The sequence below is a fragment of the Vibrio bathopelagicus genome, from assembly GCF_014879975.1.
In the GTDB taxonomy this organism is placed as follows: domain Bacteria; phylum Pseudomonadota; class Gammaproteobacteria; order Enterobacterales; family Vibrionaceae; genus Vibrio; species Vibrio bathopelagicus.
This window is the reverse complement of record NZ_CP062500.1, coordinates 1,030,074-1,045,781: the sequence shown is the minus strand read 5'-3', so window position 1 is coordinate 1,045,781 and position 15,708 is coordinate 1,030,074. Positions and strand designations below refer to the sequence as shown.

General features: G+C 44.8%; 13 protein-coding genes. 5 read left to right on the top strand and 8 right to left on the bottom strand.

What is annotated here, in order from left to right:
* The first annotated feature begins 2 nt into the window (after positions 1 to 2).
* Complete coding sequence (locus IHV80_RS04700; RefSeq protein WP_192890219.1) at positions 3 to 1,877, top strand: MFS transporter; 1,875 nt, start codon at positions 3 to 5, stop codon at positions 1,875 to 1,877.
* Between the two features lie 146 nt (positions 1,878 to 2,023).
* On the top strand, positions 2,024 to 2,953 hold the full coding sequence (locus IHV80_RS04695; RefSeq protein ID WP_192890218.1) for a YeiH family protein: 930 nt from the start codon (positions 2,024 to 2,026) through the stop codon (positions 2,951 to 2,953).
* A 128-nt stretch (positions 2,954 to 3,081) separates the two neighbouring features.
* Here IHV80_RS04695 and IHV80_RS04690 read toward each other — a convergent pair whose 3' ends face one another.
* A complete protein-coding gene (locus IHV80_RS04690; protein ID WP_192890217.1) occupies positions 3,082 to 3,246 on the bottom strand; it encodes a hypothetical protein in 165 nt (54 codons plus the stop codon).
* 106 nt (positions 3,247 to 3,352) lie between these two features.
* A complete protein-coding gene (locus IHV80_RS04685; protein ID WP_192890718.1) occupies positions 3,353 to 4,234 on the bottom strand; it encodes a LysR substrate-binding domain-containing protein in 882 nt (293 codons plus the stop codon).
* 212 nt (positions 4,235 to 4,446) lie between these two features.
* On the opposite strand from IHV80_RS04685, the gene nagE reads away from it, so the two are divergent.
* Positions 4,447 to 5,868 carry an N-acetylglucosamine-specific PTS transporter subunit IIBC gene (gene nagE / locus IHV80_RS04680; protein WP_192890216.1) on the top strand — a complete coding sequence of 474 codons (1,422 nt, stop codon included), beginning with the start codon at positions 4,447 to 4,449 and terminating at the stop codon, positions 5,866 to 5,868.
* A gap of 125 nt (positions 5,869 to 5,993) precedes the next feature.
* On the opposite strand, the gene menE is transcribed toward nagE, so the two are convergent.
* The 6 genes from menE to IHV80_RS04650 all read right to left on the bottom strand — a co-directional run bounded on the left by menE (position 5,994) and on the right by IHV80_RS04650 (position 13,393).
* Positions 5,994 to 7,427 (bottom strand): o-succinylbenzoate--CoA ligase, encoded by a 1,434-nt coding sequence (gene menE / locus IHV80_RS04675; RefSeq protein WP_192890215.1) that lies wholly within the window; start codon positions 7,425 to 7,427, stop codon positions 5,994 to 5,996.
* Between the two features lie 77 nt (positions 7,428 to 7,504).
* Complete coding sequence (gene menC / locus IHV80_RS04670; RefSeq protein WP_192890214.1) at positions 7,505 to 8,512, bottom strand: o-succinylbenzoate synthase; 1,008 nt, start codon at positions 8,510 to 8,512, stop codon at positions 7,505 to 7,507.
* Between the two features lie 73 nt (positions 8,513 to 8,585).
* A complete protein-coding gene (gene menB / locus IHV80_RS04665) occupies positions 8,586 to 9,452 on the bottom strand; it encodes a 1,4-dihydroxy-2-naphthoyl-CoA synthase (protein WP_010439547.1) in 867 nt (288 codons plus the stop codon).
* A gap of 102 nt (positions 9,453 to 9,554) precedes the next feature.
* On the bottom strand, positions 9,555 to 10,355 hold the full coding sequence (gene menH, locus IHV80_RS04660) for a 2-succinyl-6-hydroxy-2,4-cyclohexadiene-1-carboxylate synthase (protein ID WP_192890213.1): 801 nt from the start codon (positions 10,353 to 10,355) through the stop codon (positions 9,555 to 9,557).
* A gap of 9 nt (positions 10,356 to 10,364) precedes the next feature.
* Positions 10,365 to 12,089: a 2-succinyl-5-enolpyruvyl-6-hydroxy-3-cyclohexene-1-carboxylic-acid synthase gene (gene menD / locus IHV80_RS04655; RefSeq protein ID WP_192890212.1), complete on the bottom strand. Its 1,725-nt coding sequence runs from the start codon at positions 12,087 to 12,089 to the stop codon at positions 10,365 to 10,367.
* A complete protein-coding gene (locus IHV80_RS04650; protein WP_192890211.1) occupies positions 12,086 to 13,393 on the bottom strand; it encodes an isochorismate synthase in 1,308 nt (435 codons plus the stop codon). Before IHV80_RS04650 ends, menD begins: the two co-directional genes overlap by 4 nt.
* A 296-nt stretch (positions 13,394 to 13,689) precedes the next feature.
* Between IHV80_RS04650 and IHV80_RS04645 the strand changes: the two genes are divergently transcribed.
* Both IHV80_RS04645 and yfbR read left to right on the top strand, forming a co-directional pair.
* Positions 13,690 to 14,922: a pyridoxal phosphate-dependent aminotransferase gene (locus IHV80_RS04645; protein ID WP_192890210.1), complete on the top strand. Its 1,233-nt coding sequence runs from the start codon at positions 13,690 to 13,692 to the stop codon at positions 14,920 to 14,922.
* 169 nt (positions 14,923 to 15,091) lie between these two features.
* Entirely contained in the window at positions 15,092 to 15,676 is a 585-nt protein-coding gene (yfbR, locus tag IHV80_RS04640; RefSeq protein WP_192890209.1) for a 5'-deoxynucleotidase, read from the top strand.
* Positions 15,677 to 15,708: the final 32 nt, after the last annotated feature.

Sequence of the window (15,708 nt, the reverse complement as noted above, 5' to 3'; positions counted from 1 at the left end):
TAATGAACAATGACAGCCAATCCTCGCTGTTAGCCCAAAAAAGGTTCCTACCCTATTTTATTACCCAATTTTTGGGAGCCTTTAACGACAACATCTTCAAAAATGTCCTGCTGCTATTTGTTGCCTTCGCAAGCGTAGACACCTTGCCAATTTCCAGCAATTTGTTCATTAACTTGGCCGCTGGTCTTTTTATTCTGCCCTTCTTTCTTTTTTCTGCTTTAGCAGGTGTCTTGGCGGATAAGTACGAAAAATCTTGGTTCATCCGTAAGGTTAAGCTTCTTGAAGTCGTGATCATGTCACTGGGTGCCATTGGTTTTATCTACGAAAGCTACGCGATTCTGCTTCTATTGCTGTTTTTAATGGGAACACAAAGTGCCTTCTTTGGCCCTGTAAAATACGCCCTACTTCCTCAGCAGCTAGAATCGAAAGAACTGGTTTCTGGTAACGCTTTGGTCGAGACAGGCACCTTCTTAGCTATTTTGATCGGCACCTTAGGCGCTGGGATTATTGCCTCAGAAGAGAATTCAAAGCTGATCGCCGCAGTTTGCATCGTGACGTTTGCGGTGCTCGGTTATTTAGCCAGTCACTTCATTCCTGAAGCGCCAAGCAATGCGCCTAATCTAAAAGTGAAATGGCAACCAATTACACTGACACGCCAAACACTTGCGATTGCTAAGAAGGATCGACCTACGTTCCAAGCACTGATTGCGATAAGCTGGTTTTGGTTCTTAGGGGCTACTTATCTCACTCAGTTTCCCAACTTCACCAAGGTTTACCTAAACGGTACGGAAAGTGCTGTCGCGTTTTTATTAGCGCTGTTTTCAGTCGGTATTGCCATTGGTTCATTGGCTTGTGACAAGTTATCCAACCACAGAATTGAGATCGGTATTGTACCCATGGGCAGCCTAGGCATCTCTATTTTCGGATTTTTAATGGCCGTGTCGATACCAGATGCACTTCCTGAATTCGATTCGTTCAAAAGCTTCGTGTCTTACTCAGAATTATGGCCTCTATTTGCCTATCTACTGCTGCTTGGCATATCGGGCGGCATATTCATCGTGCCTTTGTACTCTTTGATGCAGTTTAGAGCCAAACCAAATGAACGAGCGCAAGTTATCGCGGGCTTGAACATCTATAACTCACTGTTCATGGTTGGAAGTGCAGTCTTAGGTATTGTTTGCCTCAGCGTTCTAGAGTTTTCGATTCCACAACTGTTTGTGTTGCTCGCGGTGGGAAACACTTTAGTTATGCTTTACCTGTTTTATCAGGTGCCTATTTACGCTTTCCGTTTCTTTACGTGGGTGGTGACTCACACCATGTACCGAGTAAAGCATAAGAACCTTCACCACTTACCAGAGAAAGGCGGGGCGCTGATTGTCTGCAACCACGTGAGTTATATGGATGCATTATTGCTGAATGCCGTTTGCCCTCGCTTGATCCGCTTTGTGATGGAAGAAGATTACACCGAATTGCCGCCAATTCGACGTTTCTTAAAAAGAGCGGGGGTTATTCCAATCTCCGCAACGAACCGTAGCTCGATTCGAAATGCTTTCAAAGAAGTAGAACATGCCCTGCATGAAGGCCACATCGTGTGTATTTTCCCAGAAGGAAAGCTAACGTCTGATGGTGAGGTTGCAGAGTTCATGCGTGGAATGGAGCTGATTATCAAACGTTCTCCTGTATCTGTCATTCCAATGGCCCTCAAAGGGTTATGGGGTAGCTACTTCAGTCGTTACAAAGGCAGAGCCTGCAAAGGGTTACCAACCCGCTTCTGGACTAAGCTAGAGATTGAAGTTGGCGAGCCTATTTTACCTAAAGATGCCTCATGCGAAACTCTTCGACAGTCAGTCTCTGATCTTCGTGGATCGCTACGCTAAGTAATCGACCCTTTATTCATATCAACTGAACAAGCGTTAAATTTTCCTTAACGTTTGTTCAATTCATTTAGACTTACTTATCATTTTATTGAACGTATAGTGGTCTCATCACAATAACGCCACAACAAAACAAGACTCTAAATACAATGAACCTAAAAAAGTCCGTTCCATTTTATCTTGCTGCACTGTTTTGCTTAACGCCTTGGGTTAGCTCACCGACAGCCCTCGTTATCGGTTTCCTACTTGCTAGTTTAGGTTTAGTTCCTGAGCACCTTGAAGTAGGCAAACTCACCAAAAAACTACTGGCCTACTCTATTGTCGGCTTAGGTTTTGGTATTCAGTTTGAAAAAGCATTAGCGGTAACAGGCGATGGTATTGGTCTCATTGTAACGACGATTATTGGTACATTAGTCATTGGTTGGTTCTTGGCTAAACGAATGGGGCTGGATCGCACTACGGGTTATCTCATCTCTTCTGGTACCGCAATTTGTGGTGGTAGCGCCATTGCCGCCGTAGCACCAGCAATTAAAGCAAATGATGAACAGATTGGCTTGGCATTAGCCACTGTTTTCGTGTTGAATTCGGTCGCCCTTTTCTTGTTCCCGATGATTGGCCATGCTCTTGAGTTAAGCCAGCAAACTTTCGGTACATGGGCTGCAATTGCGATTCATGATACATCTTCAGTTGTTGGTGCAGCATCAGCTTATGGCGAAGAAGCACTGACTACAGCGACAACGTTGAAGCTAGCACGTGCACTTTGGATTATCCCGATCGCCTTGGTCAGTGCGATGATCTTCAAGAACGATAAAAAGAAGATTACGATTCCTTACTTCATTTTCTTCTACTGCGCTGCTATCGCTGTCAGTGACTTATTGCCACAATTTGAGATGGTCTACCAAGGTATTTTTGATGTATCTAAGCGTGCATTGGTGGTGTGTCTATTCTTGATTGGTTGCGGTATTTCAGTTGAGAAACTTAAAGCAGCAGGACCGAAGCCATTAATGTTTGGTATTACAATGTGGACGATGATTTCGACAGGCTCATTAGCGTGGTTAACTCTCGCCGAATACGTCTAATACGCAAAGAAGCACTTTAGATTGGTTTGTGTGTTAGCCAGACAAACAGATTAGCGAGCGACAAAACAAAAAGGCAAAGCTCAAATGGGCTTTGCCTTTATCGTATGTATACATTGCTACAACAATCACTAGTCAAACACGGGCTTTTCACTCTTTTTGCTCTCTCTTTTCATCAAAACAAGTAGCACAACCAATACAAATGCTGTGAGTTCAGCCAACGATCGAGTCAGCCCAGCCGAAGTCACTGCTTGGCCTATCTGCAGTAAAACCGCGATGATGAGGGCAATTTTCATAATAAGACCTTATTCTATAATCCGTTATTTATAGGGTTTATTATGATGGATGGTTATAAAGATAATAAATTCTGTTTTGAACTATCTAATTGCTAAATTAACTAACCTAGCGTAATTGCCCCTCTAACCACTTAATAAAGGTTCTTACCTTAGGGCGCTTTTCCGTACCTAGCGGGCAAATTAAATCATACCCTTTGTCTGTATCCATGCTCGGATAAGGCGTTATGAGCTCACCAGTCTCAATGTACTGCTTAACAAAATGATAGCGCCCCATCGCGACACCTAAGTCATGAGTTGCTCCTAAGAAACCCATTTCTCGGTGACTCACACAATAAAATTGTTTGAAAATATCAACGTCCAGATCCATATGATTGACCCAACGTTGCCAAGCATCTGATCCCAAAGCATGAATGAAGTTGATACGCTTTAGAGACTCTAACCCATCCTCATAAATATTATGTTGCTTCGCGTATTTAGGTGAACATATCGGGATATATTTCTCGCCAAACAACCGCTTTCGATACACATTTGTGTGATGCTCTGAGTCGAAGTAGATAGCAACTTCAATATCATTAATGTGGAAATCCTGCTGCTCCTCATGAGCAAACAAATTGATATTGAACTTCGGATACTTAGCTTTGAAATCGGCTAAACGTGGTAACAGCCAGCCATTAGCAAACCCACTAGAAGTAGCGATGTTGATCTCACCCGCCATCTCTGTTGCATTGATCTCATCAATTTCTGAAAAAATACTGTGCAACGATTTAGAGAGCGTCGAGTGAAAACGATAGCCCTCACTGGTCAATTCAAGCTTACGAGTTCCTCTTACAAACAAATTGAACCCGAGTTCTTGCTCAAGAACCTTAATCCTATGGCTCACAGCGCCTTGTGTTAAGTGCAGCTCTTGTGCCGTCAAAGTAAAGCTCATGGTTTTGGCTGCCACATTAAATGTGTGTAAGTTTCTGAGTAGCAGTTGTTGGTTAGCCACATCAATACCCATTAAAATTTTTAATCCATGGTACTACTCGTTTCGTTTGTTTGCATCGATAAATAAGTTTCTAATATCCGAAGATTCTTAAATTGCTAGTGACATCAACCTTTATTCGGAAGTGGTCGTCAATTAGCACATTAAAATAATTAATACATATTAGGGGTTCAAATGAATATACTCGGATATATGCAAAAGTAGGTAAGGCACTGATGGTTCCAGTGGCAACATTACCTGCGGCAGCAATTCTAATGGGGATCGGCTACTGGTTAGATCCTGTGGGTTGGGGGTCAGAAAGTATCTTAGCCGCATTCTTGATCAAATCTGGCGGCGCAATCATCGACAACATGGCAGTACTTTTCGCTGTGGGTGTGGCTTTTGGTTTAAGCCGAGATAAAAACGGCTCAGCCGCATTGTCTGGCTTTGTGATGTTCTTGGTCGTTACCACATTGCTTGCTCCGGGCTCTGTCGCTCAATTACTGGATGTTGAATTAAGTGAAGTTCCAGCGGCATTTGGTAAAATCAGCAATCAATTCGTGGGTATCATCGTGGGTATCATCTCTGCTGAGATCTACAACCGCTACTCAACCGTCGAGCTTCCTCAAGCTTTAGCGTTCTTCAGCGGTAAGCGTTTAGTTCCTATCCTTACTTCAATCGCTGGTATGGCACTCTCTTTTGCTCTGCTATACATCTGGCCAGCTGTTTATGATGCTCTGATCGTTCTAGGTATTAAACTAGAAAGCATGGGCGCGGTGGGGGCAGGTCTGTTTGGCTTCTTTAACCGTTTATTCCTATCAATAGGTATGCACCATGCGTTGTACCCTGTGTTCTGGTTCGACGTTGTTGGTATCAACGACATTCCAAACTTCTTAGGTGGTGCTCAATCTATCGCTAACGGTACGGGTATTCCGGGGAAAACAGGCATGTACCAAGCAGGCTTCTTCCCTATCATGATGTTTGGTTTACCTGCAGCAGCATTGGCGATGTACCACTGCGCTGACGCGAAAAACAAGAACCAAGTATTCGCCATCATGCTTGCTGCAGCCATGGCTTCGTTCTTCACAGGCATCACTGAGCCTCTAGAGTTCAGCTTTATGTTCCTAGCTCCGGTGTTGTTCCTACTACACGCTGTGTTAACAGGTTTGTCGCTTTACATTGCAGCAAGCATGGAATGGATGGCAGGCTTCGGCTTCTCTGCGGGCTTTGTTGACTTAGTGCTATCAAGCCAAAACCCGTTAGCGACTAACTGGTACATGTTATTAGTTCAAGGTGTGGTGTTCTTCGCGCTTTACTACGGTATTTTCCGCTTCGCTATCATCAAGTTCAATCTACGTACTCCGGGTCGTGGTGAAGAGATGGAAGCAGAAAGCGAAACAAAGTCTCCAGAAGCATTAGTTAGCCTAACCAACAACTACATCGAAGCTATTGGTGGTGCAGACAACATTCTAGAAGTGGATAACTGTATTACACGCTTACGCTTAACAGTAAAAGACTCTTCAGCAGCAGACAGTGACAAACTGAAAAAACTAGGTGCTGCAGGCGTTGTTCCTATTGGAAAAGGTGGCCTACAAGTCATCATCGGTTTAGGTAAAGTAGATAAGGTTGCTGAACAAATGAAGAAGGCACTCGCTTAAGCTAAACAGCTAGATCCAAAGATAAAATGCTAAGAATTTGTGATGGCTTCACCACCATCACAACCCCCTGAAGCGCAATTACGACTAGTCACCGTGTATTGCGCTTCGCTTTATTGCTCTCAGTTCTATTTAGAATGCATCTGCTGTAACCATTGCGCCAACCCTGCGCGCGAGACCTTAATACCCTGCTGTTCTTGCTCAGGCATTTGATAATACTCGATAGGAAATTTGAATCGCTCTAGGCTTCCTTTCAGTTGCTCTGCAAACCACTCTTTAGTCGGTAGCTCGTCACAATCGACAATCGCTACAGGTCTAAAGCCAAACTCACTGTCTTTCACGGGTACCACAAAGGCTTGTTTAACTTCAAATAACTGGTTAAGTATTATCTCAATTTCTTCACAGTGAATGTTTTCACCGCCGGAAATAAACTGGTTATCCGCTCGGCCAATAATCGACACTTGTTCGCCATCCCATTCACCGAGGTCTTTACTATCGAACCACCCTTGATCATCAACCAATGCCATTAAGTTACCTTGATAGTAATAACCAGAAGCAAGTGTATTACCGCCAATATAGATGCGCTGATCTTCAATTTTCAATTGGCGCTGGTCGAGAACAAAGCCTGCCGTTTTGGTACCATCGACGGGCTTCGCGGTCACAGTCGAAGCGGCTTCTGTCATGCCGTATCCGAGCCATGTTTCGATACCCATTTGTTGCGCTTCAAGCCCTAGCGCTTCTGGGATATGGCTACCACCCAGCAGCACATGAGTTAAAGTAAGTGCTTGCTTACTCTTTAGTAACCGATGTAGCTGAGTCGCAACTAGCGATGCATGACTGCAGTCTTCGATGTCTGATTCAAGCTGACCTGTACCTATTTTGATGCAACCACCAGCAGCCAACCAACGGTGAACTATCGCTAATCCTGACACGTGGTACATCGGTAAGCTAAGCAACCAAGTATCACCCAATTCAAAGTGGAAAACGTCGAGTAAACCGTCTGCCGAACGTAAGTGTTGCTGCAACGTATGCGCCACCGCTTTCGGGTTTCCGGTAGAGCCAGAAGTGAAGACGATACTCGCTAAAGATTGAGGATTAAAGTTAGGATTTTTCGGTGTTGTTGGCTTGTCATCACCATCGACCTTCACTTCGTTCAAGCAAGGTAACGTCACCAATATAGTCCTGAGGTCAACAGCATCAGAATGATCTAACCCACAACTATCTAACAACCACAGGTACCGTCTATCCGGTGAACCATAGAGAGATTCAAGCTTTTGCGTTAAACGAGCTGCTGGTTGAGGCGTTGTAAACGCACAAACCACACCTAGATTTAAGGCTGCAAAATACACAGGAATCACTTCAGCTTGGTTCTTACCGACAATCGTCAGTACATCACCTTTAGATAAACCTTGATGGGATAATTGTTGTTGGTACTCACTCACTAACACTGAGACTTGCAGCCAAGTGTATGCGAGATTAGGAGTCACTAACGCTGTTTGATGTGGGTTCTGCTGCGCCCACTGTACCCAGAGCGGGTGATGAATAGATTGTGGGCGCATCATAAGATAACCAAAAAATAGATTAGGAACTGACTGAGCTAATTAAATAGTGATTAAACTAGCTCATAAAACAGATCGGTCTAAGAAGACCAAATCAGATTTTGTTGCTCAAGAGTTGAAACTGGAAGCTGACAACCAGGCCAAGAGACTTCTAGCTGTTGCTGATACAAGCCAATCGTATCAAGCCCTGGAACTTCATTTGGCAAGTATTGTTGCGCTAATCGTGCAATCTGAGTTAAGCCAAGGCTAGACTCTATGCTTGAGCTTAGTACTGGTTTGATACCGAGTTGCTGCGCGCGTTCAATGATAGCAACACAGCGCTCTACTGAGCCAATTAAAGTTGGTTTAATCACTACCGCTTTAACACCCGTAAGATCGCTGAGGTTAAACTCAGGGCTTCTTACCGCTTCTTGTAGTGTCTCGTCCCATGCAATCGCAACGCCATGGTCAATGGCAAATGCCAAGCTGTCTTCTGGCTTCTGACAAGGCTCTTCAATAAAACTTATACGTTGACGCAGTGAAGGCGCAATGTACTTGATGAACTGCTTAGCTTTTTCCGGCTTCCACGCGCGATTAGCATCAAGTCTTAGGGTTAAATCAGGGATCGATTCAAGGAATAAGCTCACCAACATGCCATCACGGATCGCTTCATAAAGGCCAACTTTTACTTTAGCAACCTTCTCGCCTTTCATCTCATTGAGCACAGGGATCAACTCATCAGGATCGCCAGTACACAAAGGCGCAGCTTGATAGTTACCTTCTGCGTTAAGATCGCCGCGTAGTTCCATCATCGCCATCGAAAAGCCAAATGCGACAGAAGGATATAACTCATCAAATGGCGTTTGAGGGTTGTTGTGGCTCCAAAGCTCTAATTCGTGTTGCAGTTGAATACCGGCTTGCTCGGCATCTTCTAGGCTGAAACCTGGCAGAGGCGCAACTTCACCAAAACCAGTTTTACCATCACACTCAAGTTGGATAATGTAACCAATTCGTTCGCTCAACTTATTATCACGAAGTACTACACCACTATCCATAGGTAATTGATAACGATAGAGTTTAGCGTGACGCTGAGAATTCACTGAGTTCATAAGGTGTCCTAAAAACGGGAACATCAAAACAAAACGAGCCGCTATTTAGCGACTCATTCTGAAGAGGAAAAGGCTATGGGTTACGCGGGAATTTGTCGAAATCAGGTCGACGTTTCTCGTTAAACGCATTGCGACCTTCTTGGCCTTCCTCAGTCATGTAGAACATCATGGTGGCGTTACCTGCCAACTCTTGAAGACCAGCTTGGCCATCACAGTCAGCATTGAGTGCCGCTTTCAAGCAACGCAGTGCCATTGGGCTGTGTTGAAGTACTTCACGACACCAACGAACGGTTTCTTTTTCTAGATCAGCAACAGGTACAACGGTATTCACTAGGCCCATGTCCAATGCTTCTTGAGCATCGTAGAAACGACACAAGAACCAGATTTCACGCGCTTTCTTTTGACCAACGATACGAGCCATGTACGAAGCACCCCAACCGCCATCGAATGAACCTACTTTAGGGCCCGTCTGACCGAACTGTGCGTTTTCAGCTGCAATGGTAAGGTCTGCCATCATGTGAAGAACATGACCGCCACCGACTGCCCAGCCAGATACCGCGGCGATAACTGGTTTTGGACAAGTACGAATTTGACGTTGGAAATCAAGCACGTTCAGGTGGTGTGTACCTGAATCATCTTGATAGCCGCCGTAGTCACCACGGATACTTTGGTCACCACCAGAACAGAATGCCTTCTCACCAAGACCAGTCAAAATGATTACGCCAACCTTCTCGTCATAACGAGCATCCGCCAGTGCATTGATCATCTCTTTTACGGTTTGTGGACGGAACGCATTGTGAACTTGAGGACGAGCAATCGTGATTTTCGCAATACCGTCGTCAGACTTATGGTACTGAATATCTTCAAATTGACTGCTTTCATCGCGCCAGTTAACTGCTGCGTAAAGTTCTTCTTCTGTGATGCCTACTGTTTTAGCCATGGTGATTCCCATTGTTCTATTAGAGACCACGACTAACGAATAGTCGTGACGGTGTTGCTCTGCTTTTGATAGTGCTTGATACGAGAGAATCGCTCAGTCAATTTAGCGGCGACTGGCGATACATTGGATGATCAGGTTGGAAAACAACTCTGGTTGCTCGAAATGAACATTATGACCAGCGTAATCAACCTGACTATATTCAAAGCCACTATTCTCAGCTAGCTCCATGAATTTACGATCTTTTTCACCACACACATAATGCAATTGATGCTCATGAGATTTCAATGTGGCACGTAAATCCGGTTGCTTAGCTAACGACGTAGATAACAACATATTTGCTACGGATACTCCAAGGTTACCACTACGCTTTATGACCAAAGTTTGTCTTTGCTCATGATTTAGTGAAGAAAAGACGCTTTGTTGATACCAATCGTCTAAAACATCTTCGATCGACTGCTGCGCAAAGCGAACGGCCCATTGCGTATCATGTACTAACCTTTGTGCTCGTTCTTCATCATGCTCCAGACCAAAGTTGCCACCTTCAATAATGACTTTCTCTAGGTTGAGTGTTTCGAAGCAAGGGCTTGTCACCCCATACATGGCGAGCCTTCCTCCCATAGAGTAGCCGATGACCACGATAGGGTAATCCGCCGGAAGATCGTTAAGAGCAAGCTGAGCAGTAATGCACTGAACGATTTTCTTGCAGCAATGATCAAAGCCTACCGGATCAATAAAGCGACTTTGTCCGTGCCCGGGCAAATCTATGCAAAGACGAGGAAAGTCCTCTAGATATGGATGACATGCGCTCCAATCATCCCCACTCCCAAGTAAACCATGTAAAAAAACAAGCAACGGTTTGTCAGAAGACTCTTGTACAGCTGGGTAATAACTGGAGTAAAGCATGTAAAGTCCTTAGGCTAATGCCTCGGTAAGCATTGAACTGAATTGTTTCAGTAAAGTAGACGCTTGTTCGGGAGGCGTCTTAACTTCAACGAGCAAGGTACCCTGACCCTGTTCAAAATGTTGTTCGATAATCGTTTGATAGCAATTCAAGGTTTCTGGCGCAGCGTAGCCAAGCTGAAATTGCGCAGCCGCGTGCTCAAAACTGAAACCATGAGGCATTTGATATAGAGACTGTTTTTGTTGCTCTGGAACCGGCAACAAGTCAAAGATCGCACCGCCATCGTTATTCGTCACAACAATAACCATCGGCGTTACATTGTGAGTAAGCAGAGCCAGTGAGTTGAGGTCATACAGCAAAGAGGTATCACCAATCAACATAATCAAAGGAGTCTGGTTGGCTTTTACCACGCCCGCAGCCGTCGCCACCAAGCCATCAATGCCCGATGCGCCACGATTACTGTAAACTTGATTTGCAGATATTGATGACAGCATATCCACCAGCCTTACCATCAAGCTATTTCCCACAAATAGCTCTCTGTCTTTAAGTCTAGTCGACAAGTCAACTGCAACGCTCAACTCTGTCAGTTGGTCATTATTGGATATTTGTGCGAGTGCGAGTTGCTGAACGGTATTTGCTACCTCTATTAAAGGTGCCGCCCAACCCGAATGTTTGCCTAACAATGTTGGCAGGTGTTGCTCTGTTATCCATGACTCGATATTGGCGACAATATGGGTTTGAGGCAGATGATCTTGGTTGATACGATGTGCATCAGCTGAAACCACAACATATTGCGTGCAATCAAAGGATGCTGATTGTGACTTCATCCACTGGTTTAATCGCTTGGAAACTATGCGCTCACCAAACTGCAGAATGAAATCACACTGATTAAGTTGCTCTTTAACTGAGTCACTCTGCAACCACAGATCATAATGCTTCCAATCACTGCTGACACCGGATTGAGGATCGCAAAAAACTGGCCAGCCTAATGCTGTGGCAAACTGCTGAGCTTTTTTTGCTTGTTCAATATCTAGCGAACCGAGAATAACCACACCCTTGCGTCCAAGATACTCACCTGGTGCGATAGGTTGTGTGTTCACTTGATTAGGTAAAAACGTTTGGCTGTAACAACCTGTTCCCGACTTCCACCCAGCGACACTGGAGGTGTATTCTGCATACATTTCAGCGCTATTCGCAGAATATAGAGGCTCTGGGAACGGACAGTTGATATGAATCGCACCACCAACATTGCATTGTTTCGCCAGCGCGTTATCAACCGATGTCAGTAGCCAGTTCAAAGAAACTTGTGTACTCGGGCTTGGTAGATTTAAAGCACTTTCAACATGGGAAGAAAAGATGCCTTGCTGCTGAATCGCTTGATTAGCACCACAGTCGACCAAGTCGATGGGTCTATCTGAGGTCAACAAGATCAGTTTTTCTCGTGTCAGCCCAGATTCAGCCGTCGCAGGAAGAAGGTTTGTAACAGCAGTACCAGAGGTAACAATTACCGCAACTGGCTTATCGCTGGCTTTTGCTAAACCTAACGCAAGAAAACCAAGCCCACGCTCATCAAAGTGCGTGTGCAGTGTCAGTTTTGGATTGGCTTCAGCTTCAAGTGTTAATGGTGTTGAGCGCGATCCCGGCGCGACACAAACATGTTCAACGCCACTACGGGCTAACTCTTCAAGTAACGTGTGACACCAAACTCTATTTAATACGGCTTGGTCGTGGTTCATGACGCCACACCCAAAGGTGGGTGATCTGAAATTAAGCTGAGCAGAGTCGACATCTTCTTGTTCAACTCTTGCCACTCATGTTCAGCAACTGATCCCGGCACGATCCCCGCACCTGCAAACAGTTGTACTTGATCGTTTACAACCAAGGCACTTCGAATCGCGACACAGAATTCAGCACGTTGATGGCTAATATAGCCAACAGAGCCTGCATACCAGCCTCTCGCAAACGGTTCATGTTCAAGTATGAAATCCATCGCTTCTTTACGAGGTAATCCCGCAACGGCAGCTGTTGGTTGTAATGACGCAAGCAACTGCACACCGTTAACGCCAGTATTGAGTTGAGCGTGAATATTACGCTTGAGGTGCTGCACCTTACGCAAACGCACAAGTCGCGCCTCTTTTTCAACGTGTACCGTTTGAGAATGAGGAGTGAGACGCTCAATGATATCGTCAACCACATATTGGTTTTCATTGAGGTTTTTACTGTCTTGAGAAAGCCAGTTGGCTAACTCCATATCTTCTGTCGCGTTTTCTCCACGACCAATGGTTCCTGCCAGCGCTTCAGTATCAAGCTCTGTGCCATATCGACTGTACAAACGCTCTGGCGTTGAGCCGATAAAGCTGTGTTTGGAATCCAATACCAACATAAAGTGAAAGCTGTGATGGTTTTGCAGGTAGCTGGCCTTAAGTAACTGAGCCGCACAGATTGGCGCATCCAATTGCAATGTGGTTCTACGAGCTAATACGACTTTCTTATATTCTTCATCGCTGATGCCCTGAAGCACTTTATCGACCAGATTGCCCCACTGTTCTCGTTCTGGAATGTGGTTAATCTGCTCAATGTGCGCCGACAAAGGGGCCAATATCGCTGCTTCTACAGAAAGCTTATTCAAAGCATTAATGGAAGCAACGCGATCAGGAGACAAATTAACCGCTAGCGACCAAGTGTCGTCAAAGCGAATTAATTCAACCTGAGGAAGGAAAAAAAATGATTCCATGCAACGACGGTTCTTTGCGGTATGTCCATCAAATGAACGTCCACCCCAAATTCGCTGGTCTTCACCAAGAATGGCATACGCGGGAGCAGGATCGGAGAAAGTGTGCAATTGACCGAGCGCGACCACTTCTTCACGAGTGTCGCGTGACTGCCAGTAGAACTTTGGAAAGAGCGGTTGAGCATGAAGCCATTCTATAAATGCAAACGATGGTTTTTGCGTTAGAACTTCAACACAACGAACTTCACTTGCTTGGGCATTTTGTACTCGCTCAATCAAAGCGGAGATAGTTTGCTGGAAATGTGACAAATCGACCTCGTTCACATCTAAATTATTATTATATTAGTTTGATACTTTATGGGCAGCACCCACTTAGATCAAGAATGTACTATATCTTTTGAACATTCCTGTGATTTTAAGCAATCCAGCCTCTTTATTCATCTTAGCTAATAACAAAGAAAGCGATTAATTAAGATTTAGAAAAGAGTGACAACAAAAAGACCAAACGTGACACTGAAATGCGACATTCATCAGATTTTTATTCTATCAAACCCCATTTTGCGGTACTTTAATAAAGTATTTAAATTAATTTCAGGAAATCGGCAATGCAAAATATCGGGATGTCGTCAAAACTCAACAGCGTATGCTACGAAATCAGGGGGCCTGTACTCAAACATGCTAAGCGCATGGAAGAAGAAGGGCATAAAATACTGAAGCTTAATATCGGTAACCCCGCCCCATTTGGTTTTGACGCCCCTGATGAAATCCTTGTTGACGTAATCCGTAACCTACCGACATCTCAAGGTTACTGCGACTCAAAAGGCATCTATTCAGCCCGCAAAGCGGTTGTTCAGCACTACCAGAAAAAAGGCCTACGTAACCTTGATGTAGAAGACGTTTACATTGGCAACGGCGCATCAGAGCTTATCGTTATGTCTATGCAGGCGCTACTGGATAATGGTGATGAAATCTTAGTTCCCGCTCCAGACTACCCACTGTGGACAGCGTCTGTTGCGCTTTCTGGCGGCACACCTGTTCACTACATGTGTGATGAAGATGCTGATTGGTATCCAGATCTAGACGACATGCGCGCGAAGATTTCGCCAAAGACGCGCGGCATTGTACTGATCAACCCAAACAACCCAACGGGCGCCGTTTATAGTCGCGACTTCCTACTTAAAGTGGTTGATATCGCTCGTGAAAATGATCTGATCATTTTTGCCGATGAGATCTACGATAAGGTACTTTACGATGGCGCAGTACACACTTCGATCGCAACGCTAGCTGAAGATGTACTCATGGTGACATTCAACGGCCTGTCTAAGGCTTACCGTGTATGTGGTTTCCGTGGTGGTTGGATGTTCTTAACCGGTCCAAAACATATCGCGAAAGGCTATGTCGAAGGATTAGAGATGCTCGCCTCAATGCGTTTGTGTGCCAACGTACCTATGCAGCATGCAATCCAAACTGCACTGGGTGGCTATCAAAGTATCAACGAACTGTTGCTGCCTGGCGGTCGCTTACTTGAGCAACGTGACCGTGCATGGGAACTGATCAACAAAATTCCAGGTGTCTCTTGTGTGAAACCTAAGGGCGCTATGTATCTGTTCCCTAAGATTGACACCAACATGTACAACATCAAAGACGATCAGAAGTTTGTGCTCGACTTCCTTAAGCAAGAGAAGGTGCTATTGGTTCAAGGTACTGGCTTCAACTGGCCGAAACCGGATCACTTCCGCATCGTAACTCTGCCGCACATTGAAGACCTTGAAGTTGCCATTGGCCGTCTTGAGCGCTTCTTGCAGACTTACAGTCAAGACGATCTCACCGAGGCTTAATTGACACAAAGAGTTATGACTACAATTTGCTGTTTTAAAAGACTTTAACTTGTAATCAATCACTTCTATGCTTAAAAGGCTCCTGTTTGGGAGCCTTTTTTGTATCCGCTGTCTCGTATCTCTGTATTGAACACCAGTACGAGTGGATCATTGTTTAGAAAGGACTCTTATGAAACAAAGCCATTTCTTTGCCCATTTAGCACGCATGAAACTCATCCAGCGCTGGCCGCTGATGCGTTCAATCTCAAGCGAGAACATTTCAGAACACAGCCTGCAAGTGGCTTTCGTCGCACATGCCTTGGCATTGATTAAAAATAAGAAGTTTGATGGTCAGCTCAACCCCGAGCACATTGCTCTGCTTGGCATGTACCACGATACCAGCGAGGTACTCACTGGTGACCTGCCTACACCCGTCAAATATTACAACCCAGACATTGCTCTGGAGTATAAGAAAATCGAGGCTGCAGCAGAACAAAGGTTACTCTCTATGTTGCCGGAAGAGTTTCAAGAAGATTTCGCCCCTTTTTTAATATCTGGTACGGCAAACAAAGAAGAACAAAGCATCGTCAAACAAGCTGATACTATCTGTGCTTACCTCAAATGCTTGGAAGAACTCAGCGCCGGAAACCACGAATACGAACAGGCCAAACGCAGGCTTGAAGAAACGCTATCACAACGCAAAAGTCCGGAGATGGATTACTTTCTGACGACATTTGCACCCAGTTTCGAATTATCACTAGACGAAATCAGCTAGCTAGGTATAAGTTGAGTGTAATTATCTAAATA

Bases quoted from the DNA above. Each gene is read 5' to 3' on its own strand.
- IHV80_RS04695 (WP_192890218.1), top strand. From the start codon at position 2,024: ATGAACCTAAAAAAGTCCGTTCCATTTTATCTTGCTGCACTGTTTTGC.
- menD (WP_192890212.1), bottom strand. From the start codon at position 12,089: ATGAACCACGACCAAGCCGTATTAAATAGAGTTTGGTGTCACACGTTA.
- IHV80_RS04700 (WP_192890219.1), top strand. From the start codon at position 3: ATGAACAATGACAGCCAATCCTCGCTGTTAGCCCAAAAAAGGTTCCTA.
- nagE (WP_192890216.1), top strand. From the start codon at position 4,447: ATGGTTCCAGTGGCAACATTACCTGCGGCAGCAATTCTAATGGGGATC.
- IHV80_RS04690 (WP_192890217.1), bottom strand. From the start codon at position 3,246: ATGAAAATTGCCCTCATCATCGCGGTTTTACTGCAGATAGGCCAAGCA.
- yfbR (WP_192890209.1), top strand. From the start codon at position 15,092: ATGAAACAAAGCCATTTCTTTGCCCATTTAGCACGCATGAAACTCATC.
- menE (WP_192890215.1), bottom strand. From the start codon at position 7,427: ATGATGCGCCCACAATCTATTCATCACCCGCTCTGGGTACAGTGGGCG.
- menB (WP_010439547.1), bottom strand. From the start codon at position 9,452: ATGGCTAAAACAGTAGGCATCACAGAAGAAGAACTTTACGCAGCAGTT.
- menH (WP_192890213.1), bottom strand. From the start codon at position 10,355: ATGCTTTACTCCAGTTATTACCCAGCTGTACAAGAGTCTTCTGACAAA.
- IHV80_RS04645 (WP_192890210.1), top strand. From the start codon at position 13,690: ATGCAAAATATCGGGATGTCGTCAAAACTCAACAGCGTATGCTACGAA.
- menC (WP_192890214.1), bottom strand. From the start codon at position 8,512: ATGAACTCAGTGAATTCTCAGCGTCACGCTAAACTCTATCGTTATCAA.